Source organism: Bradyrhizobium sp. USDA 4504, assembly GCF_054063995.1.
Genome location: NZ_JBSSGV010000001.1, coordinates 3,005,505 through 3,026,943 on the forward strand (window position 1 = coordinate 3,005,505; position 21,439 = coordinate 3,026,943).

The window sequence follows — 21,439 nt, forward strand, 5'->3', positions numbered from 1 at the left end:
CTAGAGTTCTGGCGGACAATCGTCCTTCGCCCGCACCGGGATCGCTCTGACCTCGCCCTGCGGCTTGGCCTCAGCCTCAGCCTCAGCCTCGGTCCCCCTGGTGCAGGTGGTCAGCACGAAAGCAACCCGGCTGCATTGCCATTCCGGCCCGAGCGCCGCATTGGACACCGGCTCGGGCGACGCCAGTGTCAGGGATAGATACGCCACCAAAACGGCACCCGCCGCGCCTGCGGCAGCCAGCGCCGCGCCCTTTCCGGACCACAGCTTGGACATCATGGCCTTGGTTCCCGCCGATCTCCAGGAGTCGAGGCAGCCCGCCTGTCCGCGTGCGATCGGAATCACAACCGGGATCAAACAGTTCAGCCCGAGTCTTTGGGGTTGATGTGGGATCGATATTGCACTGCCGCAAGACGGGGTCAGCGCGCCGGCTCGATCACATTACAGTTGGTCCGGCCCGACATCAGGCAGTCCTGCATCTTGCTCGCCGCCGTCAGGTCATGCGCGAGCCAGAGGCCGACCGCGAGCATGACCGCCGCGACCAGCAGTCCGATCAGCGCGCCCCTTCTGCTGCCTCCGTCGTCGGATTCGCTCATGCCCGCTTCGGTTCCCGGTTGCCATGGTCTGCATCATGACCCTTTGCATGGTTGCGTGGGATCAATTCTGCAACAGTCGCACAACGAAATGCACGGCCGCGGCCGTCGGCACCGCAATTCCGTTGCGCGCCAGGGGCGACTCGCGAAAGACTACTCGCTGAAGTGGAGCGCGTGTGCGGGGCGTGCCGATGAGCGAACAAGAAGCGACGACGTACGACTATCAGCGTTACAGGCAGTTGCTCTCGGAGGCTGTCGATGAGAGCAGCAGGCAGCGGCTGATCAGCCTACTGATCGTCGAAAGGGCGCGCGACAGGCTGGAAGCCCAGCGCGCCTCGGACCGGAGCGCGATGACCGCCGAGACGGTCGCCAAAGTCCTGGGTAACGGACGACGCGAGCACCTCCAGCGCGGCTGAACTTTTCAACAGCCCTTGTTCAACAGCCCTTGGTGACCAGCCACTCACCACGCGTCCGCGGGGCGAACGATGGCCGCTTGACGCTGGCTCATATCTCCCTTGCTCCACAGCCCTCCGTTCACCACTGGCAATTTCGTCGCCACTCACTTATTGAAACGCCGAACCAACCCCATCCATCACCCGAACAGAAAGCAGCAAGGCTTCCTCTATGAGTGGCTTCAAGGAACCGGGTTTTGCCGACCGCCAGAAAGCGGCCCTGCAGGCGCGGCAAAACCTCCTCAACAAGTTTCGCGCCCAGCCGGGAGCTGACGATCCCGCTGTGAAGGCACGTGCCGAGGAGCGCGCGGCGATTGCCGAACGCCGCACCAAGGCCAAGGAAGCCCGCGAGGCCGAAAAGGCCGAGCAGAAGCGCCGCGAGGAAGAGGCCGCCGCCGCCGAGGCCGCCCGCATTGCGCGCGAGAAGGAAGAGGAAGCCGCCCGCGAGGAGGCGCTGCTCGCCGAGCAGAAGGCCAAGCGCGATGCCCGCTACGCGGCACGCAAGGAGCGCGGCAAGAAGAAGCGCTAAGGCGCAACCAGGCCCGCCAGAGCGGCGGGCCTGCGGATAGCGGGCGATGACGGCAGTCAGTTCTTCTTCATGCCGTCGTCTTTCTTCATCATCGCGCCGCCGTCCTTCTTCATGGCGTCGTCCTTCTTCGTCATGCCACCGTCCTTCTTCATGGCATCCTTGGACATCGAGTCTTCCTTTTTCATCGCGTCATCCTTGCCCATCTTGTCCTGAGCGAAGGCGGCGGGCGCCAGCGCCAGGCTGAACGAGAGCAGCGCGGCGGAAAGGCCGAGGCGGGTCTTGGTGGTCATGGTGATGATCCCTTGTGTGGTCGAATGTGAGCGCGACGACTTGCCGCTCTCTACTCGACGCACTTGCGCCGGCCGTCGTTACCTCCAATAACGAATTCTTGAAGCAGCACGGCTGCGGTCGCCCGGCGGCTGGTCGCGCGACGGTTGCGTGACGACGCGGCGTCACCGCGCATCAGTGTGCACCGCAACAACGGCAAGGCTTGAACGTCAGGACTTGAATGTCAGGACTTGAACGTCAGGACTTGCAGCCCCGTATCGGCTCGCACTATCAGGGCGCCTCGAACTATCAGACTAGAGAATATTCACGCGACGACCGGCTAAGCTAAAGCTCCGCGCCGGCCTAACAGCCACTCAAGAAGCTCTCAGGGGAGAACAATGTTTACACGCCGCCACGTCCTCGCTTCCGCCCTCGCCGCACCCGCCGTCCTGCGGATGGGCATCGGGACCGCGCATGCCGCGACCACGCTGAAGATCTCGCACCAGTTCCCCGGCGGCACCATCGACAAGGGCGACTTCCGCGACCGGCTGTGCAGGATGTTCGCGGCCGAGGTCGCCAAGCGCTCGGGCGGCGATTTGACCGCCGAGGTCTACCCGAACTCGTCGCTGATCAAGACCAACGCGCAGTTCTCGGCGATGCGCAAGGGCGCGCTCGACCTCAGCCTGTATCCGATGCCCTATGCCGGCGGCGAATTGCCGGAGACCAATATCGGCCTGATGCCGGGCCTCGTCACCACCTACGACCAGGGCCTGCGCTGGAAGAAGGAGCCGGTCGGCAAGGCCTTGAGCGACTTCCTCGCCGACAAGGGCATTCTGCTGATCTCCTGGGTCTGGCAGGCCGGCGGCGTCGCCAGCCGCTCCAAGGCGATCGTGGCGCCTGAAGATGCCAAGGGCCTCAAGGTGCGCGGCGGCTCGCGCGAGATGGACATGGTGCTGCAGACCGCTGGCGCCGCCGTGCTGTCGGTGCCGTCGAACGAGCTCTACGCCGCGATGCAGACCGGCGCCTGCGACGCCGGCATCACCTCCTCCACCAGCCTGATCTCGTTCCGCCTCGAGGAGGTCGCGAAATCGCTGACCTCCGGCGCCGGCGCCTCCTACTGGTTCATGCTGGAGCCGTTGATGATGTCGAAGGCAATCTTCGACAAGCTGCCGAAAAACCAGCAGGACATCATCCTTGCCGTCGGCACCGAGCTCGAGGCGTTTGGCCGAAAGGGGGCGCAGGACGACGATACCGAAGTCGCCAAGGTCTATGAGAAGGCCGGCGCCAAGGTCAGCGCGCTCGATGCAACCATTGTCGGCAAGTGGCGCGACATCGCGCGCGATACCGCGTGGAAGGACTATGGCGCCAAGACCGCCACCGCCGCCAACCTGCTGAAGCTCGCTAGCGACGTCGCCGCATGATCCATGGTCCGGTCGCGGATCAGGCCGAAACCGCAAGCATCGCCGCGGGCAACACGCCCGTGGCCTTGCTTGGGCGCGCGCTGTCCATCTGCAACAACATCATCGTGGTGTTCGCCGCGCTCGCCCTGGTCGCGGCCTGCGTGATCCTGAGCTACAGCGTGCTCGGCCGCGCCCTGTTCCACAGCCCGAACTACTGGCAGGACGAGGCGGCCGTGTTCCTCCTGGTCGGCGCCACCTTCATGACATCCGCCTATGTGCAGAGCCAGCGCGGCCATGTCAGCATCGAGGCATTCGTCGGGCTGCTCTCGGCGCGCGCCAACGCCATCCGGCTGTGGCTGGTCGATGTCGCGAGCTTCGCGTTCTGCGCCTTCTTCGCCTGGAAGTCCTGGACCCTGGCGCATGAAGCCTATGTCGACGGCCAGGTGTCCAACTCGATGTGGTCGCCGCCGCTCGCCATCCCCTACGTGCTGATGGCGCTGGGCATGACGCTGCTCTGCGTGCAGATACTCCTGCAAATCATCATTCCGCTGACGGGTGGCGCGCGCCGATGACCGTGTTTGGTATTGGTATCTCCTACGGACTTGCCACCCTGTTTGCGATGTTCTCCGGTATGCCGATCGCGTTCGCGCTCGGTGCCGTCGCGGTCGTGTTCATGGCGATCTTCATGCCGGCGGCCTCGCTCGATACGGTGACGCAGAACGTCTACGAGGAGATGGCCTCGATCACGCTGCTGTCGATCCCGCTGTTCATCCTGAAGGGCGCGGCGATCGGCAAATCGCGAGCCGGCCAGGACCTCTATTCGGCGCTGCACGCCTGGCTGCACCGTGTGCCCGGCGGCCTCGGCGTCGCCAACGTATTCGCCTGCGCCCTGTTCGCGGCGATGGCCGGCTCCTCGCCGGCGACCTGCTCGGCGATCGGTTCGGCCGGCATCCCGGAGATGCGCAAGCGCGGCTATTCCGGCGGCTTTGCCGCGGGCATCATCGCCGCCGGCGGCACGCTCGGCATCCTGCTGCCGCCCTCGATCACGATGATCCTGTTCGCCGTCGCAGCCGAGAAATCGCTGGGACGGCTGTTTCTCGCCGGCATCGGCCCCGGCCTGCTGCTGGTGACGCTGTTCGGTTTCTACGCGGTGTTCCGCTTCCGCAAGGAATACGCCATGGCCCGCGCCGTCTATGACGCGACCGGCAAGGACGCGGCGATCCTGCAGCATGACGAATTCACCATGGCCGAGCGCTTCAGCGCGCTGCCGCGCGTGATCCCGTTCGTGCTGCTGCTGACCGGCGTGATGATCGCGCTCTATGGCGGCTACGCCACGCCATCGGAAACCGCCGGCCTCGGCGGCCTCCTGGCGCTCGGGCTGATCGCCGTGATCTACAGCGTGTGGACGCCCAGCGACCTGTCGCCGATCCTGAAATCGACCATCCGCGAGTCCACCATGCTGATGCTGATCATCGGCATGTCATTGCTCTACTCCTACGTGATGAGCTACCTGCACATCTCGCAGTCGGCCGCGGAAGCGATCGTCGCCATGCACCTGCCGCGCTGGGAGCTGTTGTTTGCGATCCTCGTGATGGTGATCGTGCTCGGCTTCTTCCTGCCGCCGGTCTCGATCATCCTGATGACCGCGCCGATCATCCTGCCGCCACTGCGGGCGGCCGAGTTCGATATCATCTGGTTCGGCGTCGTCATGACGATCGTGATGGAGATGGGCCTGATCCATCCGCCGGTCGGCCTCAACATCTTCGTCATCCGCAACGTCGCGCCCGACATCCCCTTGAGCGAGGTGATCTGGGGCACGCTGCCATTCGTGCTGCTGATGATGTTCGCAGTGCTGTTGCTCTGCTTCTTTCCGGAGATATCGACCTGGCTGCCGAATCTGATCATGGGGCCGGACGGCGGGCGCTAGACCGCTTGCGCGCAGCGAGGACGCGGCAGACCGTAGTTTCAGGCAGCCTCCTGCTCTCGTTCCGCGAGCGCCCTCTCGATCCGGCGGACCAGCACCGCCGTCGGACGTCCCTCGCGCTGCAGCCGGCGGAGCTCGTTCCACAGCCTGATGATTTCGCGGTCTCGCTCGGCGTCCATGGCAGCACTCCCCCGGAGCGCGCCAATATGAACGAAACAAGAACAACACTCAAGGCCGCGAGATGGCTTCAAGCCGCCGTCGCGCGTGCAGGAACCAGAGCGACGCGGCGCGATTGGTTCCTTCATGAAAATGGCCAAGGCAATTCGCAGGCAGGCGCAGACCGCGGAGCGGGTTGCGTTGACGACGGCCGACGCACTTGTCGCCAACCAGATGCGCTCCCTCGCCCGTGCTTTCAGGAGCCAGGCCGATATCCTGAAGAAGAAAGAGAAGAAAAAGAAGAGGTGAGACTTGCCTGCGGCCAGGGCTCACGGATAGCCATCACCCGGCGAGTCGACCTCGACCACATCGATCCGCGACGCGGACCTGCCCTTGCGTAACTCCTCGTAGGACGTCTCCGCGCTCAGGCTGAACAGCGTCCTGCGGTCCGCGCCTCCGAGCGCGCAGGCAAGCGCGCGGCGGCCGGACACCGTGATGCGCTTACGCTCCACACCGGTGCGATCGATCCGGACAAAAGCATCTTCCGTGAAGGACGCGACCCAGGTCGCCCCGTCGGCATCGAGGCAGATGCCGTCGGGATCGTTGATGCTGCCGAACCGCCCGCGCAGGCTCAGGCCGCCGTCCGGCGTGATGTCGTATTCGGCGAGACCGGCGCCATCCATTTCGGCAACGACGAGTCGGCGATGGTCGGAGGAGACGGCAATGCCGTTGGGAAACCGCAAGCCTTCAGCAACGACGCGCGCACTGCCATCGGCCGTCACGAGGATGATCCGGCCGACCGCACCGCGGCGCTCCGGCGGCGGCAGGTTGAAGCCGAGATCGCCGACATAGGCGCGTCCCTGCCCGTCGATGATCATGTCGTCGATCGTGCCGGTCGCGACCTCGGAGAGATCGGCATAGAGCGACAGCGCTCCATCGGAAAACCGCAGCAGCCGCTTCCTGAACATCGTCAGCACGACGATGTCGCCATCAGGCAGGACGCCGAGACCACACGGCGTGTCGTCGGTCAGCGCAGCATGCTCCTGCAACTCGCCCGACGAGCTGATGCTCAGAAGCGCCCGCGCCATGCAATCGACGAACCAGAGCCGCCCGCGATGCCATCGCGGGCCTTCGAAATAGCGGCCGCCGTCGAGGATCGTTCTGAGGCGAGCCGTCATGACGCACCGGCTCGAGAAAAGTGATGTGGCAGTGACATCGGCAGCCCCCACGTGCGCTCGCTACGACGATACAACTCACGCGGAACCGGTCAAAGCACGGTGCTGCCCGCCATTTTCGTCCGTGAAAACCCCGGTTCCCGCGGGTTCCACACGCCATATTCCATATTTTGCCGCGTTTTCCCTGTTGAGTTGCAGCTGCATTAAGACTCGAGAATCGAGGGTAGTGATAATCTGCGGCGGTTGTGCCGCCGTATGACGCGTTCTGTTGTGCCTCATGGTTTCTCAGGGGGGACCAGGGAATGAACCGTTGCCTACGTCCGCTGGCGTGCTTCGCCACCGCCGCCGCGCTCGCGCTGCTTCCGGTCCAGGCGACCGCCAAGCCGCATCACCAGCACCAGGCCAAAAGCGGCCACGGGGACAAGAAGGCGCATGGCGGCAAGGCCGCGCGCGAGAGTGCCTCCGGCAAGCGGCGGCACGCCAGACACGGCGCCGACAAACGTAAATCCGCGAAGGCCAAATCCGATCCTTCCAAATCCGCTGAGAAGGCGCCCGAGCCGGAGAAACCCGCCGAGCCGCAATTGTTGGGCGATCTCGCCACGATCAGGGACGCGATCCTCGCCGCGCGCAGAGGCAAGACCAGCGACGCGACCGATATCCAGGCCAGGATCACCGACCCGGTCGGGCGAAAACTCGTCGAGTGGTATCTGCTGCGCCACTCGGAATCGAGCGCGCCGTTCAGCCGTTATGCGGCATTCGTGACGGCCAATCCGGATTGGCCTAGCGTCACGCTGTTGCGCAAGCGCGCCGAAGCGCGGATCTGGCAGGAGCGCAGCGATCCGGCCACGGTGCACGGCTTCACCCTCGATCAGCCGATCAGCGCCAAGGGCAAGTTCGCGCTCGCCCGCACGCTGCTGGCCGAAGGCGACCGCGACGGCGCCACCCGGCTGGTGCGCGACGCCTGGCGCTCGGAGGAGCTGTCCGATCGCTCCGAGAGCGACGCCTATGATGCGTTCAAGGACCTGCTGACGCGCGACGACCATCGCGCGCGCATGGACAAGCTGATCGGCGCCAAGGATCTCGCCGGCGCGAGGCGCGCGGCGCAGCGGCTCGGCAGCAACGATCTGGCGATCGTGAAAGCCTGCAGCGCGGTCCGCGGACAATCCAGCAAGGCAGAGGACACGCTCAACGATGTGCCGGCCGATGCCCGCCGCGATCTCGGTTACACGCTGTGCCGAATTCAGTGGCTGCTTGCGAAGAACAAGGTCGACGAAGCCGCGCGCGTGACGATCGCGGCTGAGCCCGAGACGATGGCGCAGCAGGACACCGACCAGTGGTGGCGCGAGCGCCGCATCCTCTCCCGCAAGCTGCTCGACCAGGGCGAGTACCAGGCGGCCTATGACGTGATCCGGCCCGCGGCGGCGCCGGACAATCCTTATTACCGCTCCGACATGCACTTCATGCGCGGCTGGATCGCGCTGCGTTATCTCAACGACGCCAAGACCGCCGCGGCGCACTTCGCGCATATCGACGAGGGCCAGACCAACCCGACCGTGCTGGCGCGCGCCGCCTATTGGCGCGGCCGCGCCGCCGAGGCACTCGGAAATTCCGCGGCGATGCGGGCCGACTACCAGGCCGCCGCGCGCTACCCGACGGCCTATTACGGTCAGCTCGCGCTGGCCAAGCTCGGCCGTGATGGTGGCGTCGAGCTGCGCGCGCCCTCGCCGGCTGCCAGCGCCGGCAGCATGGCGACCGACGAGCGGGTCCGCGCCGCCGATATGCTCTATGCGATCGGCGAGCCCGACGTCGTGCTCTATTTCGCCGCCGACCTCGCCGAGGAAAGCACCGATGTCGGGATGCTCGAAGCGCTCGGCGAGCTGACCGGCCGCCGCAACGATGCCCGCGCCATGCTGCAGATCGGCAAGATCGCGCTCGCGCGCGGCTTTGCCTTCGACCATTACGCCTTCCCGGTGATCGGCATTCCCAAGCACACGCCGATCGCGCCCGATATCGGGCGCAGCATGACCTACTCGATCGCGCGTACCGAAAGCGCGTTCGACCAGCGCGACAAGTCGGCGGCCAACGCCGTCGGCCTGATGCAGGTGACGCCGGAAGCCGGCCGTGACACCGCCAAGCGCTTCGGCGTCAGCTATGACTGGAGCCGGATGGTGTCCGATCCCGTCTACAACACCCAGATGGGCGCAGCCGAGCTCAGCGCGTTGCTGTCGGAATATCGCAACTGCCACATCATGACCTTTGCCGGCTACAACGCCGGTCGCGGCCGCGTCCGCGACTGGGTCAAGGCCTATGGCGACCCGCGCGATCCCAAGGTCGATCCGGTCGACTGGGTGGAGCGGATCCCGATCTCCGAGACGCGCAACTACGTGCAGCGCGTGATGGAGAATTTCGCGGTCTACCAGGCGCGGTTCGAGGATGCCGACACGGCAGTGGCCAAGAACGGCGAACGCGTCGTAACGCAGGAGAGCAACGCGGCGCCGGCTGAGGCAATGCCGTCGCAATAACGTCGTCCCGGCCTAGCGCGCAATTGCGCGCGGCCGGGATGACAAGTTTCAATCCACCTTCACGTTGGCGGCCTTGATCATCGGCCACCATTTGGCGATTTCCGCCTTCTGCCAGGCACCGAGCGCATCCGGCGTGAGCTGATCCTTCGGCGGCATCTGCAAACCCAAATTCTCGAGCTGCTTCTGCACGGCCGGATCGGCCATCGCCTGGACCGCAGCGGCGTTGAGCTTGGCCACGATCTCCTTCGGGGTACCCTTCGGCACCCAGAGGCCGGACCACAGCGTCATGTGGAAGCCCGGCAGGCCGGCCTCGTCGACCGTCGCGACGTCGGGGGCATTCGCGACCCGCTTGGAATCGGTGACCGCATAGGCGCGGATATTGCCGGCGCGGACCTGGTTGATCGAGTTCGAGGTCTGGTCGACGATGATGTCGATCTGACCGGCGACGAGGTCGTTCAGCGCCGGGCCGGTGCCGCGATACGGTACATATTGCAGCTTGATGCCGGAAACGTTCTCGAAATAGAGCCCGGCGATATGGCTGCCGCTGCCGGCGCCGGCGGTGCCCGCGGTCGGCGGCGCCGGCCGCGACTTCAGCCACTCCAGCAATTCCTTCAGCGATTTCGCCGGCACGGCGTTCTTGCTGACGATGATCATCGGGTTGCTCGGCAGCAGCACCACCGGCTCGAGATCGGTGACGAGGTCGTAGCCGAGCTTGTAGATCGCGCCGTTGGCGACATGGGTGCCGAGATGACCGAACGAGATGGTATAGCCGTCGGGCGCCGAGCGCACCGCGCGGCCAACGCCGATCGAGCCGCCCGCTCCAGTCACGTTCTCGATCAGCAGCACCTCACCGAGCGACTGCTTCATGCGCTCGCCGAGGATGCGTGCCATCGCATCCGAAGGACCGCCGGCGGCAAACGGCACCACGATGGTGATCGGGTGCGTCGGATAGGTTTCCGCGGAAACGTTCCCCGTTAACGCCAACATCGCCAACACGGCCAGAACCAGCTTCCGCATCACGCTCTCCCTCAATTTTCTTGTTTCCAATTATTTTTGAAGGGCCACCTCTCGACAAGATGGCCCTTCGGATGAGGCGTCAGAACTGCGAGAAGTCGATCGGCTTGTGCCGGTCGAGCGTGCGGGTGATCGGCGGCAGCGGGTATTTCAGGCCGCTGGCGCAGTTGAACAGCATCACGCGGTCGGTCTTGCTGACACGGCCGTCGGCGAGGCTCTCCTTGTAGGCGGCGTAGGTCGCGGCGCCCTCGGGGCACAGCAACAGCCCCTCCTCGCGCGCGACCTCATTGAGGGCGGCGCTGATCTTGTCGTCATCGACGGCGATCGCAAAGCCCTTGCTCTCGCGCACCGCGCGCAGGATGAGGAAGTCGCCGATCGCCTGGGGCACGCGGATGCCCGAGGCGATGGTGTGGGCGTCCTCCCAGCGCGCGGCGTGCTCGGTGCCGGCCTCATAGGCCCGCACCATCGGCGCGCAGCCGGAGGCCTGCACCGCGACCATGCGCGGGCGCTTGCGTCCGATGAAGCCGATCTTCTCGAGCTCGTCGAACGCCTTCCACATGCCGATCAGGCCGGTGCCGCCGCCGGTCGGGTAGAAGATCACGTCGGGCACGTCCCAGCCGAGCTGCTCGGCAAGTTCAAGCCCCATCGTCTTCTTGCCCTCGATCCGGTACGGCTCCTTCAGGGTCGAGGTATCGAACCAGCCGACCTTCGCCTTGCCCTCGCCGACGATCTTGCCGCAGTCATCGATATAGCCGTTGACGCGATAGACGGTGGCGCCCTGCAGCTCGATCTCGCTGACATTCACCTCCGGCGTATCGGCCGGGCAGAAGATCGTGGTCTTGATGCCGCAGGAGGTCGCATAGGCCGCCAGCGCCGCGCCGGCATTGCCGTTGGTCGGCATCGCCATGTGCTTGATGCCGAGCGCCTTGCCCATCGACACCGCCATCACCAGGCCGCGTGCCTTGAACGAGCCGGTCGGCAGCCGGCCTTCATCTTTCACAATGATCTCGCCGCCGCCAAGCTTGGCGCCGAGCCGCGGCAGCCGGATCAGCGGCGTCGTGACCTCGCCGAGGCTGACGATATCCTTGCATTTGCGCACCGGCAGCAGCTCGCGGTAGCGCCACAAATCGGCGGGACGCTGCGCCAGGGCGTCCTTCGTCAGCGCCTTCTTCACCCCGGCAAGGTCATAGCGCACCAGCAGCGGCTTGCCGGCCTTGGAGAGGTTGTGCACCTGGTCGGCGGGATAATGATCGCCCTCCATCGCGCATTCGAGATGGGTGACGAAAGTCGGGCGTTCGATGGTGAGGTTGTCGTTGTCTTTCACGAGATGCGCTCTTTCTTTTTCTTTGCGAATTCGTTTTGTCGGACCCGTCACCCTGAGGAGGCCGCGCAGCGGCCGTCTCGAAGGGCGACGAGCCCCGCTGCTCGCTCCGGGCCGTGCATCCTTCGAGACGCGCTCCTCAGGATGACGGGACCGTGGCCGCCGTTCGCAGCCTCAAATATTCAGCACGCGCCCATAGGCGTCGAGCACCGCTTCCTTCATCATTTCCGACAAGGTCGGATGCGGGAACACGGTGTGCATCAGTTCCTCTTCCGTGGTCTCCAGATTCATCGCCACGACGTAGCCCTGGATCAGCTCGGTGACCTCGGCGCCGATCATGTGGGCGCCGAGCAGCTGGCCGGTCTTCTTGTCGAAGATCACCTTGACGAGGCCCTGGTCCTCGCCGAGCGCGATCGCCTTGCCGTTGCCGACGAACGGGAAGCGGCCGACCCGGATCTCGCGGCCGTCTTCCTTGGCCTTGGCCTCGGTGAGGCCGACGGAGGCGACCTGCGGGTTGCAGTAGGTGCAGCCCGGGATCATCAGCTTGTCCATCGGATGCGGATGCAGGCCCTTGATCGCCTCGATGCAGATCACGCCCTCATGCTCGGCCTTGTGCGCGAGCATCGGCGGTCCCGCCACGTCGCCGATCGCATAGATGCCGGGAACGTTGGTCTTGCCGAGGCCGTCGATCACGATGCAGCCGCGATCGGTTTTGACGCCAAGCTTCTCCAGCCCGAGATTCTCGATATTGCCGACCACGCCGACCGCCGAAATCACGCGCTCGAACTCCACCGCTTGCGGCTTCTCCTTGCCGTCGTCGATGGTCGCAACCACGCTGTCGGCCTTCTTCTCGAGCTTTGTCACCTTGGTCGAGGTGAGTATCTTGATCCCCATCTTCTCAAACCGCTTGCGGGCGAGCCCTGCGATTTCCGCATCCTCGACCGGGAGAATCTGCGGCAGCACCTCGACCACGGTGACGTCGGCGCCCATGGTGTGGAAGAACGAGGCGAACTCGATGCCGATCGCGCCCGAGCCGACCACCAGCAGCGACTTCGGCATCCGCTCCGGCACCATCGCCTCGAAATAGGTCCAGATCAGCTTCTTGTCGGGCTCGAGCCCGGGCAGCACGCGCGGCCGCGCGCCGGTCGCCACGATGATGTGCTTGGCCTGATAGCTGCCCTCGCCGCTGGCGCCCTTCGGCGCCTCGACCGCCGACTTCTTCACCGTGATCTTGCCGGGCGCGTCGATCGTGGCCTCGCCCCAGATCACCGTGACCTTGTTCTTCTTCATCAGGAAGCCGACGCCGTCATTGAGGCGCTTCGAGACGCCGCGCGAGCGCTGCACCACCGCCTTCGGATCGAACGAGACATTGTCGGCCGACAACCCGTAATCCTTGGCGTGCTGCATGTAGTGATAGATCTCGGCGGAGCGCAGCAGCGCTTTGGTCGGAATGCAGCCCCAGTTCAGGCAGATGCCGCCGAGATAGGATTTCTCGACGATCGCGGTCTTGAAACCGAGCTGCGCGGCACGGATCGCGGTCACGTAGCCGCCGGGGCCGGAGCCGATGATGATGACGTCAAAGGATGTGTCGGCCATGGCGGCTCCCGTTCAACTCAACGTGTGACGCCGCGGGCGCGGCTTCTTGCGATCAATGACCTGACCAGCCATTCGAGTCCGATCACCAGGGCCATGATGGCCAGGGCCGTCAGCACGATCGGCTGGGCGATGTTCCGCGCCAGCTGCTCGCCGGCGAAGAACGCGGAGTGTAGAAAATCCAATCCGACCGGATTGAGCACCAGTGCGGCCGACAGCAACAGCGAGATCCAGGGCCAGCGCGTGCGAGCCATGCTGGCCATTCATCCGTACTCCCGCCATACCGCACCGAGGAACACGGACCACGCCAGCGCCAGCACCGCGGCGCCGATCATCATGATCCTGAACTGGATCGTCGATATCAGGTCGCGGTTGACCGCGACGAGCAACGCGACGGCGATAGCGGCGAGCAGGACGTACGGACCGACGATCGCGTACATGGCGGATGCCCGTCACACCATCATCATCACAGGGTTTTCGATCAGCTGCTTGAAGGCACCGATCAGCTCGGCGCCGAGCGCGCCGTCGATCGCACGGTGATCGCACGACAACGTCACGCTCATCATGTGCGCGATCTCGATCTTGCCGCCGCGCACCACCGGACGTTCCTCCGAGGTGCCAACCGCGAGGATCGAGGCATGCGGCGGGTTGATCACGGCGGTGAAGTGGTTGATGCCGTACATGCCGAGGTTGGAGACCGCGGTGGTGCCGCCCTGATATTCCTCCGGCTTCAGCTTGCGGGCGCGGGCGCGGGCGGCGAAATCCTTCATCTCGTTGGAGATGGTCGAGAGTGTCTTGGTCTCGGCCTTGCGGATGATCGGCGTGATCAGGCCGCCCGGCATCGCCACCGCGACGCCGACGTCGGAATGCTTGTGCTTGAGCATGCCGCCTTCGGTCCAGCTGACGTTGCAGTTCGGAATCTTCTGCAGCGCGACCGCCATCGCCTTGATGACGAAGTCGTTGACCGAGATCTTGTAGAGCGGCTTCTTCTCCTTGTCCTTCGGCGCTGCGGCGTTGATCTCCTCGCGCGCGGCGAGCAGCTTGCCGATGTCGCAGTCGATGGTGAGGTAGAAGTGCGGGACGTTCTGCACCGAGGCGGTGAGACGCTGCGCGATGGTGCGGCGCATGCCGTCATGCGGCACCACCTCGTAGGAGCCCGGCTCGAACAGCGCGAGGATCTGCTTGTCCGACATAGACGGCGCGATGCCCGGTCCCGCGGCGGGCGCAGCCGCCGGCGCCTTCAGGCCCTTGCCGGACTTGGCCTCGTCGACGTCGCGCGCGATGACCCGGCCATGCGGGCCGGTGCCGGTGATGCGGGCGAGATCGATGCCGGCTTCCTTTGCCAGCCGGCGCGCCAGCGGCGACGAGAACACGCGGGCGTGGCCGTTGGCCTGCGCGGCGGCCTGAGGCGCCGCGGCGGGCGCTGCGGCCGGCTTCGGCGCAGGCGCCGCCGCCGGTGCGGGAGCCGCCGCCGGCGCGGCCTGGGCGGCGGGCTTCGGCGCCTCGGCGGGTTTCGCGACAGGTGCGGCGCCCGCTCCGGCGCTGGCCGCCGCCTTCACATCCTCGCCGTCGCCGGCCATGACCGCGATGACGTCGTTGACCGGCACGTCCTGCGTGCCCTCCGGCACCAGGATCCTGGCGATCGTGCCTTCATCGACCGCCTCGACTTCCATCGTCGCCTTGTCGGTCTCGATCTCCGCGATCACGTCGCCGGACTTGACCTTGTCGCCCTCTTTCTTGAGCCACTTGGCGAGGTTGCCCTTTTCCATCGTCGGCGACAGCGCGGGCATGAGAATATTGATCGGCATTGTCAGTGACCTTGTTGCGACCGCGGTTTGGTTTGGCCCATGTCGGTCGGCCGGGCGATTTCGGCTTCGAACATCTCGACGATGCGCGCGAGCGCCTCGTCCTCGGTGTATTCGCTTTCGCGCGCATAGGCGCGCGCGGCATGGCGGGCGATGTCGACCAGCATGAGCCCCCACATGTCCGGCTCCTCGAAAGCGCGCTGAAACGCGATCGACAGGCCGCCATCGACGACGAAGGCGCGCAGCACCTCGATGGCGTCGTCGCGGCCCATCACGTCAGGCGGCAGCGGCTGCTCCTTGGGACCGGCCATCGGCGTTACCGGTAGGATACGGCCTTGGCGGCGGCGACCACCTCGGCGACGGAGGGCAGAGCGAGCTTTTCGAGGTTGGCGGCATAGGGCATCGGCACGTCCTTGCCGGAGACGCGCGCCACCGGCGCGTCGAGATAGTCGAAGGCGTGCTCCATGATGCGCGCGGCGACCTCGGAGCCGACGCCGCTCTGCTGCCAGCCCTCCTCGACCGTCACCGCGCGGCCGGTCTTCTTCACCGAGTTGATGATGGTCTCGGTATCCATCGGACGGATGGTGCGGAGATCGACGACCTCGGCCTCGATACCTTCCTTGGCGAGTTCGTCGGCAGCCTTCAGCGCATAGGACATGCCCATCGCCCAGGAGACGATGGTGACGTCCTTGCCGGCGCGGGCAATCCGCGCCTTGCCGATCGGCACCACGAAATCAGCCAGCTTCGGCACCTCGCCGGTGTGGCCGTACAGCACCTCGTTCTCGAGGAAGATCACCGGATTGGGATCGCGGATCGCGGCCTTGAGCAGGCCCTTGTAATCGGCGGCCGAATACGGCGCGATCACCTTGAGGCCCGGGATCTGCGAGTACCATGCCGCGTAGTCCTGGCTGTGCTGCGCGGCGACGCGCGCGGCGGCGCCGTTCGGGCCGCGGAACACGATCGAGCATCCCATCTGGCCGCCGGACATATAGAGCGTCTTGGCGGCGGAGTTGATGATCTGGTCGATCGCCTGCATGGCGAAGTTGAAGGTCATGAACTCGACGATCGGCTTCAAGCCCGCCATCGCCGCGCCGACGCCGACGCCGGCAAAGCCGTGCTCGGTGATCGGCGTGTCGATCACGCGGCGGGCGCCGAATTCCTGCAACAGGCCCTGCGTCACCTTGTAGGCGCCCTGATATTCCGCGACCTCCTCGCCCATGATGAAGACATCGCCGTCGCGGCGCATCTCCTCGGCCATCGCATCGCGCAGCGCCTCGCGAATGGTCTGCGTGACCATCTCGGTCCCCGCAGGGATTTCCGGATCTGGCAGCGGCTCGGTCGCGGGCGCGGCCGGTGCCTTCGCCGCGGGCTGCGGCGTTTCCGCCTTGGCTTCGGCAGGCGCGGCTTCGGCGGCCTTCGGCTGCGGCGCTGGAGCCGCCGGCGCCTTGGCGAGGTCGGCGGCGCTTTCGCCGTCGACGAGAATGGTGGCGATCGGCGTGTTCACCGCAACGTCCGCGGTGCCTTCCGGAATCAGGATCTTGCCGAGCGTGCCCTCGTCGGTTGCCTCGACCTCCATCGTCGCCTTGTCAGTCTCGATCTCGGCGATGACGTCACCGGACTTGATGGTCTCGCCTTCCTTTTTCAGCCATTTGGCGAGGTTGCCCTTCTCCATGGTGGGCGACAGCGCAGGCATCAGCACTTGAATGGGCATATCGGCTCCCGAAATCGGTCTTGAAATTCGTCTGCGCGGGTGGGGTCAGCGGTAGATGTCGGTGTAGAGCTCGGCCGGATCCGGCTCCGGATCGTGCTGCGCGAAGTCTGCGGCCTCGTTGACGATCTCGCGCACCTGGGCGTCGATCGCCTTCAGGTCCTGCTCGCTGGCGCCCGAGGCCAGCAAGCGGTTGCGCACCTGCTCGATCGGGTCCTGGTCGTGACGCACCTTCTCGACCTCCTCGCGCGTGCGGTACTTGGCCGGATCGGACATCGAGTGGCCGCGGTAGCGGTAGGTCTGCATCTCGAGAATCATCGGACCGTTGCCGCCGCGGCACCAGGCCACGGCCTCATCGGCGGCGGCCTTGACGGCGCGCACGTCCATGCCGTCGACCTGCTTGCCCGGAATGTTGAAGGAGGCGCCGCGCTTGGAGAAATCCTGCTGGGCCGATGCGCGCGACACCGAGGTGCCCATCGCATAGCGATTGTTTTCGATCACGTAGATCACCGGCAGCTTCCACAGCTCCGCCATGTTGAAGCTCTCGTAGACCTGGCCCTGGTTGGCCGCGCCGTCGCCGAAATAGGTCACGCTGACGTTATCGTTGCCGCGATAGCGGTTGGCGAACGCAAGGCCGGTGCCGAGCGAGACCTGCGCGCCCACGATTCCGTGACCGCCATAAAAGTGCTTTTCCTTGCTGAACATGTGCATGGAGCCGCCCTTGCCGCGGGAATAGCCGCCGCGGCGTCCGGTCAATTCGGCCATCACGCCCTTGGCTTCCATGTCGCAGGCCAGCATGTGGCCGTGGTCCCGGTAACCGGTTATGACCTCGTCGCCCGGCTTCAGCGCCATCTGCATGCCGACCACGACCGCTTCCTGGCCGATATAGAGATGGCAGAAACCGCCGATCGCACCCATGCCGTAGAGTTGACCGGCCTTCTCCTCGAAGCGCCGGATCAGGAGCATGTCCCGCAGTGCCTTGAGCTCCTGCTCCTTGGTGAATTCGGGGGGAGAGCCGGCCTTCTCCTGCCCTGATTCTTTTGCGACGCTTTTCTTGGGTGCGGCCATGGCAATTCCGGGTGAGAGAAGTCGGAGAACCCTCTCTAACCCAACTCAAATCGCCTTGGAAGGATTGCGTTCGCCCGATGGAATTTTGCTATGCCGCACTGCAGCGCAGCGCGACATTTTTGTGATAGCGCGCGAATGATTTTGAAATTTGAGAACGCGTCGTCAGTTACTTGTTGATCCGAACGAGATCACGCGGATTGGCGTAGTCGAGCTGGAAGCGCGCACGCTCGTCCAGCATGTCGGGATCGACCCGGTCCGACCGCAGCAGCGACACCCGCTGCTCGCCCTCGGCCCTCTCCTTCTTCAGCCGCGCCAGCTCGGAGGTCAGGGCGATGATCTCCTGATCGAGCTCTTGCCGCGCGTTCAAGCCGTATTTGCCGGTGTAGGCGTTGACGCCGAAATAGCCGACCATCAGCGCCGCCAGCGTATAGAGGGCGAGCCCGGTCAGAATCGATTTGAGGCGTGTGCGGGAAACCATGGCCGCGAGCATGCGGCCATGGGGTTAACGAACGCTGAACCAGAGCGTTTTCGAGCGAAGTGGATACCGGTTCGCGTGAGGAAAACGCGTCAAAACATGTTCAGAGCCCCTTCCGATTCAATCGGAACGGGGCTCTTGCTCAGCGGTTCTGCTTTTCGATAAAGGCCGCGAAGACGTCGAGATACTGCTGCAGCACGCCCTTGAGCGAGTCCTTGGTCAGTTCGCCGTTGTCGTCGAAGGCATCGCCGACGCCGTTGAGATAGGCTTCCGGCTGACCGAGGATCGGGCCGGAAATGCCCGGCAGGATGTTCTGCAGGTGCTTCACCGCGCTGACGCCGCCGAGCGGTCCGGGCGAATTGCCGATGATGCCGATCGGCTTGCCGATGAACGAGCTCTTGCCGTAGGGCCGCGAGGCGACGTCGATGGCGTTCTTCAGCACGCCCGGGATCGAGCGGTTGTATTCGGGGGTCACGAACAGCACGCCGTTCGACTTCTGCAGCTTCTCGCGGAAGGCAAGCCAGTCCGCCGGCGGCGCGGCCTCGAGGTCCTGGTTGAAGAAGGAAATTTCCTGAAGCGTCGTCACATCGAGCTTCAGCGACGCCGGTGCAAGCTTGGCCAGCGCATTGGCGATCTTGAGCGAGAAGCTCTGTTTGCGGATGCTGCCGACGATGGTGACGATGTTATAGGCCATAGCAAATTCCCCTCGGATTGCGCGTGAAACTGGTGCCCCTCACCTACCGGCGCACCAAGAAAGATGCAAGTGCATGGATCGTCCAATTCCGGAAACGCAGCGTTTCGCGGAATTAGTCTATGCAAAGCAAAAGGCCGCCCCCATCGGGACGGCCCCTGCGTTTCGATCCTCAGCCCTTGTTCGGGTTGATCAGGAATTTCTCGCCGGTCGCGCGCTTGTTGTAGACGGCGATGTTGTCGAGTTGCAGGGTCTCCTGCAACGAGACCACCTTGGTGTAGTGACTGGCGAAAGTCGTCTTCAGTTCGGCCACCACGCGCTGGCGCAGCTTGTTGCCGGCCTCCGGACCGATCTTCATCAGGAATGGGAACAGCAGCCAGCCGCCGACGCCCCAGGCCATGCCGAAGCCGCGCGGCAATTCGATCGAGCGGGTGTCGAGGCTGCCATAGACATAGACCTGCTTGTGCACATTCGAGCCGTAGCGGCTGTAGGCCTTGGCGGTCTTGTTGATCGCGGTCTCCATCGCGACCAGGATCTGGCCCGCGAGCTTGCCGCCGCCGATCGCATCGAAGGCGATGGTGGCGCCGGTTTCGACCAGCGCGCCGGTGAGCTTGTCCATGAAATCGGGCGCGGAGGAATCGACGACATGTTTGGCGCCGATCTTGTGCAGGATGTCGGCCTGCTCCTTGTTGCGCACGATGTTGACGAGGCCGATGCCGTCCTTGAGACAGATCTTGTTGAGCATCTGGCCGAGATTGGACGCTGCCGCGGTGTGCACCAGCGCCTTGTGCCCCTCGCGCCGCATCGTCTCGGTCATGCCGAGCGCGGTCAGCGGATTGACGAAGCAGGACGCGCCTTCCGCCGGCGTGGTGCCGTCGGGCAGCGGCAGGCATTCGTTGACGCGCAACGTCCGGTATTGCGCATACATCGCGCCACCGATCATCGCGACCGTCCGGCCCATCAGCGCTTTCGCCGCATCCGATGAACCGGTCCTGATCACGACGCCGGCGCCTTCATTGCCGACCGGCATGGACTCGTCGAGTCGTGCCGCGAGGCCCGGCAACGCAGCTTCCGGCACGCGCGCGGTCACCACTGGCAATTCCTTGCTGCCGGAGACCTTGGCGGCCGACATGTCGGCCGGGCCGATCAACAGACCGAGATCGGACGGATTGATCGGGGTCGCCTCGACCCGGACCACGACCTCGTCGGGGCCGGGCTCGGGGGTCGGGACATTGACCAGCGATATCTCGAGCTCGCCATTCTTCTTGAGCAGCGAACGCAGCTGCAGACCGCTCTTGCCGTCGCTCATCCCGATCTCCCTTTTGAGTTTTGTTGGATCCCGTTCAAGCTGGGGCGCTACGCCAGCGCCTTCAAGGCCGCCCTGCCCGCGTATTTCGCTTGGGTGCCGAGCTGCTGCTCGATGCGCAGCAGCTGGTTGTACTTGGCGGTACGGTCGGAGCGCGCCAGCGAGCCGGTCTTGATCTGCCCGCAATTGGTGGCGACCGCAAGATCGGCGATCGTGGAATCCTCGGTCTCGCCGGAGCGGTGCGACATCACGGCGGTGTAGCCGGCCTTGTAGGCCATCTCGATCGCCGCAAGCGTCTCGGTCAGCGTGCCGATCTGGTTGACCTTGACCAGGATCGAATTGGCGCGGCCGTTCTTGATGCCGTCGGCAAGCCGGGTGACGTTGGTGACGAACAGATCGTCGCCGACCAGCTGGCACTTCTTGCCGATCGCATCCGTCAGTTCCTTCCAGCCGTCCATGTCGTCCTCCGACATACCGTCCTCGATGGTGACGATCGGATAGCGGCTGACGAGATCGGCGAGATACTTCACCTGCTCGGAGCGCGAGCGGGTCTTGTTCTCGCCGCCATAGACGTAGGAGCCTTCCTTGAAGAATTCGGTCGAGGCGCAGTCGAGGCCGAGCACGACGTCGTCGCCCGCCTTGTAGCCGGCCTTGCCGATCGCATTCATCACGAACTCGAGCGCGGCGTCGGCCGACGGCAGGTTCGGCGCGAAGCCGCCCTCGTCGCCGACATTGGTGTTGTGGCCGGCCTTCTTCAGTTCGCCGCGCAGCGTGTGGAAAATTTCCGAACCGCAACGTAGCGCCTCGGCGAACGACGTGGCGCCGACCGGCAGGATCATGAATTCCTGGAAGTCGATCGGGTTGTCGGCATGCACGCCGCCATTGATGATGTTCATCATCGGCACCGGCAGCGTCCGCGCCGAGGTGCCGCCAACATAACGATACAGCGGCATGTCGAAGGATTCGGCGGCGGCCTTGGCGCAGGCCAGCGAGACGCCGAGGATGGCGTTGGCCCCGAGCCGGCTCTTGTTCGGCGTCCCGTCGAGCTCGATCATGATCTGGTCGATCGCGACCTGCTCCTCGACCGCCTGGTCGCTGAGCGCCTCGAAGATCTCACCGTTGATGGCGGCGACCGCCTTCTCGACGCCCTTGCCGAGATAGCGCGCCTTGTTGCCGTCGCGCAGTTCCACCGCCTCATGCGCGCCGGTGGAGGCGCCCGACGGCACCGCCGCGCGACCGATTGACCCATCCTCCAGCACCACATCGACCTCGACCGTGGGGTTGCCGCGGCTATCAAGGATTTCGCGGCCGATGATGTCGACGATGTCAGTCATGACGTGCTCTTTCTCGATATGGGGTTGGCTGATGCGCCGCGTCATACACGGCGCGCAAGCAAATGTGAACGGCCCGCCCGCCCGGCCCGTCTGACGGTGCAATGTGGTG

The 21,439-nt window shown here is 65.0% G+C and carries 25 protein-coding genes; 7 read left to right on the top strand and 18 right to left on the bottom strand.

All coding sequences use genetic code 11. From position 1 onward, the window contains the following. Both ACVMB1_RS13740 and ACVMB1_RS13745 read right to left on the bottom strand, forming a co-directional pair. On the bottom strand, positions 1-276 hold the full coding sequence (locus ACVMB1_RS13740; RefSeq protein WP_141340610.1) for a hypothetical protein: 276 nt from the start codon (positions 274-276) through the stop codon (positions 1-3). A gap of 140 nt (positions 277-416) precedes the next feature. Further along, positions 417-593 (bottom strand): hypothetical protein, encoded by a 177-nt coding sequence (locus ACVMB1_RS13745; protein WP_162832424.1) that lies wholly within the window; start codon positions 591-593, stop codon positions 417-419. 188 nt (positions 594-781) lie between these two features. Between ACVMB1_RS13745 and ACVMB1_RS13750 the strand changes: the two genes are divergently transcribed. Both ACVMB1_RS13750 and ACVMB1_RS13755 read left to right on the top strand, forming a co-directional pair. Further along, the gene (locus ACVMB1_RS13750; protein WP_057016542.1) at positions 782-1,006 is read left to right on the top strand and encodes a hypothetical protein; all 225 of its coding nucleotides are present in this window, start codon (positions 782-784) and stop codon (positions 1,004-1,006) included. Positions 1,007-1,214: 208 nt separating this feature from the next. Continuing rightward, positions 1,215-1,571 carry a DUF6481 family protein gene (locus ACVMB1_RS13755; RefSeq protein WP_057016541.1) on the top strand — a complete coding sequence of 119 codons (357 nt, stop codon included), beginning with the start codon at positions 1,215-1,217 and terminating at the stop codon, positions 1,569-1,571. Between the two features lie 56 nt (positions 1,572-1,627). On the opposite strand, the gene ACVMB1_RS13760 is transcribed toward ACVMB1_RS13755, so the two are convergent. Beyond that, on the bottom strand, positions 1,628-1,861 hold the full coding sequence (locus ACVMB1_RS13760; RefSeq protein WP_200844435.1) for a pentapeptide MXKDX repeat protein: 234 nt from the start codon (positions 1,859-1,861) through the stop codon (positions 1,628-1,630). 375 nt (positions 1,862-2,236) lie between these two features. Here ACVMB1_RS13760 and dctP point away from each other — a divergent pair, with 375 nt between their 5' ends. The 3 genes from dctP to ACVMB1_RS13775 are packed head-to-tail and all read left to right on the top strand — an operon-like array spanning position 2,237 to position 5,165. Beyond that, positions 2,237-3,259 carry a TRAP transporter substrate-binding protein DctP gene (dctP, locus tag ACVMB1_RS13765; RefSeq protein WP_141340611.1) on the top strand — a complete coding sequence of 341 codons (1,023 nt, stop codon included), beginning with the start codon at positions 2,237-2,239 and terminating at the stop codon, positions 3,257-3,259. Next, positions 3,256-3,810 (top strand): TRAP transporter small permease, encoded by a 555-nt coding sequence (locus tag ACVMB1_RS13770; protein ID WP_200844436.1) that lies wholly within the window; start codon positions 3,256-3,258, stop codon positions 3,808-3,810. Before dctP ends, ACVMB1_RS13770 begins: the two co-directional genes overlap by 4 nt. Continuing rightward, entirely contained in the window at positions 3,807-5,165 is a 1,359-nt protein-coding gene (locus tag ACVMB1_RS13775; protein WP_141340612.1) for a TRAP transporter large permease, read from the top strand. Before ACVMB1_RS13770 ends, ACVMB1_RS13775 begins: the two co-directional genes overlap by 4 nt. 38 nt (positions 5,166-5,203) lie before the next feature. Here the strand turns inward: ACVMB1_RS13775 and ACVMB1_RS13780 are convergent, their stop codons facing one another. Then, a complete protein-coding gene (locus tag ACVMB1_RS13780) occupies positions 5,204-5,341 on the bottom strand; it encodes a hypothetical protein (RefSeq protein ID WP_156436145.1) in 138 nt (45 codons plus the stop codon). A 124-nt stretch (positions 5,342-5,465) separates the two neighbouring features. Here ACVMB1_RS13780 and ACVMB1_RS13785 point away from each other — a divergent pair, with 124 nt between their 5' ends. Then, on the top strand, positions 5,466-5,627 hold the full coding sequence (locus ACVMB1_RS13785; protein ID WP_156436144.1) for a hypothetical protein: 162 nt from the start codon (positions 5,466-5,468) through the stop codon (positions 5,625-5,627). Positions 5,628-5,647: 20 nt separating this feature from the next. Here ACVMB1_RS13785 and ACVMB1_RS13790 read toward each other — a convergent pair whose 3' ends face one another. Further along, entirely contained in the window at positions 5,648-6,496 is an 849-nt protein-coding gene (locus tag ACVMB1_RS13790; protein WP_456848673.1) for an SMP-30/gluconolactonase/LRE family protein, read from the bottom strand. Positions 6,497-6,795: 299 nt separating this feature from the next. On the opposite strand from ACVMB1_RS13790, the gene ACVMB1_RS13795 reads away from it, so the two are divergent. Then, complete coding sequence (locus ACVMB1_RS13795; protein ID WP_141340614.1) at positions 6,796-9,015, top strand: lytic transglycosylase domain-containing protein; 2,220 nt, start codon at positions 6,796-6,798, stop codon at positions 9,013-9,015. Between the two features lie 48 nt (positions 9,016-9,063). Here ACVMB1_RS13795 and ACVMB1_RS13800 read toward each other — a convergent pair whose 3' ends face one another. From ACVMB1_RS13800 to eno, 13 genes are all read right to left on the bottom strand, one after another. Continuing rightward, entirely contained in the window at positions 9,064-10,032 is a 969-nt protein-coding gene (locus ACVMB1_RS13800) for a tripartite tricarboxylate transporter substrate binding protein BugD (RefSeq protein WP_141340615.1), read from the bottom strand. Positions 10,033-10,111: 79 nt separating this feature from the next. After that, entirely contained in the window at positions 10,112-11,353 is a 1,242-nt protein-coding gene (locus tag ACVMB1_RS13805) for a threonine synthase (RefSeq protein WP_141340616.1), read from the bottom strand. 171 nt (positions 11,354-11,524) lie between these two features. Further along, complete coding sequence (lpdA, locus tag ACVMB1_RS13810; RefSeq protein WP_076825475.1) at positions 11,525-12,946, bottom strand: dihydrolipoyl dehydrogenase; 1,422 nt, start codon at positions 12,944-12,946, stop codon at positions 11,525-11,527. A gap of 17 nt (positions 12,947-12,963) precedes the next feature. Further along, entirely contained in the window at positions 12,964-13,206 is a 243-nt protein-coding gene (locus ACVMB1_RS13815) for a hypothetical protein (protein WP_057016535.1), read from the bottom strand. Continuing rightward, positions 13,207-13,383: a hypothetical protein gene (locus ACVMB1_RS13820; protein ID WP_168858567.1), complete on the bottom strand. Its 177-nt coding sequence runs from the start codon at positions 13,381-13,383 to the stop codon at positions 13,207-13,209. Positions 13,384-13,395: 12 nt separating this feature from the next. Next, a complete protein-coding gene (locus tag ACVMB1_RS13825; protein WP_456814420.1) occupies positions 13,396-14,751 on the bottom strand; it encodes a pyruvate dehydrogenase complex dihydrolipoamide acetyltransferase in 1,356 nt (451 codons plus the stop codon). A gap of 2 nt (positions 14,752-14,753) precedes the next feature. Beyond that, positions 14,754-15,059 carry a DUF5076 domain-containing protein gene (locus ACVMB1_RS13830; RefSeq protein ID WP_018271806.1) on the bottom strand — a complete coding sequence of 102 codons (306 nt, stop codon included), beginning with the start codon at positions 15,057-15,059 and terminating at the stop codon, positions 14,754-14,756. A gap of 5 nt (positions 15,060-15,064) precedes the next feature. Next, positions 15,065-16,459, bottom strand: coding sequence for a pyruvate dehydrogenase complex E1 component subunit beta (locus ACVMB1_RS13835; protein ID WP_057016534.1), 1,395 nt, complete (start codon positions 16,457-16,459; stop codon positions 15,065-15,067). Between the two features lie 45 nt (positions 16,460-16,504). Further along, positions 16,505-17,524, bottom strand: coding sequence for a pyruvate dehydrogenase (acetyl-transferring) E1 component subunit alpha (pdhA, locus tag ACVMB1_RS13840; RefSeq protein WP_057016533.1), 1,020 nt, complete (start codon positions 17,522-17,524; stop codon positions 16,505-16,507). Between the two features lie 166 nt (positions 17,525-17,690). Further along, a complete protein-coding gene (locus ACVMB1_RS13845; protein ID WP_028334062.1) occupies positions 17,691-18,002 on the bottom strand; it encodes an FtsB family cell division protein in 312 nt (103 codons plus the stop codon). 139 nt (positions 18,003-18,141) lie between these two features. Then, a complete protein-coding gene (locus ACVMB1_RS13850) occupies positions 18,142-18,693 on the bottom strand; it encodes an NADPH-dependent FMN reductase (RefSeq protein WP_141342687.1) in 552 nt (183 codons plus the stop codon). A gap of 169 nt (positions 18,694-18,862) precedes the next feature. Continuing rightward, positions 18,863-19,999, bottom strand: a complete 1,137-nt coding sequence (locus ACVMB1_RS13855) for a zinc-binding dehydrogenase (RefSeq protein WP_050384529.1) — start codon at positions 19,997-19,999, stop codon at positions 18,863-18,865. A 47-nt stretch (positions 20,000-20,046) separates the two neighbouring features. After that, complete coding sequence (gene eno, locus ACVMB1_RS13860; protein WP_076825508.1) at positions 20,047-21,330, bottom strand: phosphopyruvate hydratase; 1,284 nt, start codon at positions 21,328-21,330, stop codon at positions 20,047-20,049. Between the last annotated feature and the right edge of the window lie 109 nt (positions 21,331-21,439).